The sequence below is a fragment of the Mesorhizobium sp. M2A.F.Ca.ET.039.01.1.1 genome, from assembly GCF_003998035.1.
GTDB lineage: Bacteria > Pseudomonadota > Alphaproteobacteria > Rhizobiales > Rhizobiaceae > Mesorhizobium.
The window spans coordinates 9,015-9,541 of the sequence record NZ_RZRY01000195.1; the positions used below are offsets into that span (position 1 = coordinate 9,015).

Annotated in this window: 1 protein-coding gene and 1 pseudogene; both read right to left on the bottom strand. The window is 65.3% G+C overall.

What is annotated here, in order from left to right; genetic code table 11:
• Window positions 1-162: MarC family protein (locus EOA24_RS43065; RefSeq protein ID WP_245501806.1), on the bottom strand; the 162-nt coding region annotated here is incomplete at its 3' end.
• 163 nt (window positions 163-325) lie between these two features.
• Window positions 326-527, bottom strand: a pseudogene (locus EOA24_RS16630) (hypothetical protein); the annotation flags it as partial.

A 527-nucleotide genomic window follows, 5' to 3' on the forward strand; every position in this document is an offset into this window, starting at 1 on the left:
CATGACCAGAAAGCCGATCACCGAGGCGCGCACCGAGACCTGTTGGCGCTCCTCTCGGTTCATGCCGCGCGTCACGGCGAGGAAGAGCGGCGCCAGCCCCGGCGGGTCGATGGTCACCAGTATGGTGACGAAGGCGTTGAACAGGCTGTCGAAACTCGGCATCGCTGGCCCCTCCCGCCAGGCGAAGCCCAGCCTCTGCAATTGGTAAAGCAAAGCCCAGGCGCTGGAAACAGGCGGGAAGATGGTTTCGCGAACCTGGTGAAGCCCGGCGGCGCAAAGGATGGCTACGGCTCTTGTTTTGTGCCGCTGCGATCTTCGGTAGTCATCAGCTCTCACCCACCCGCCGGGCCAAAAACTCCACCTCCATGCGCCAGGTCGCGCCGCCGTCATGCGAGCGCTCGCCCAGCCAGCGGAACGAGTTTTCGGTAATGCGCGAAAAGCTCCAGCGTACCGACGCGCCGGTTCCGTCGGCGCCGACCTGGACGATCGTGTCGCCCTCGGCGCTGCCGAGCTGCCGGCTGTAGTAC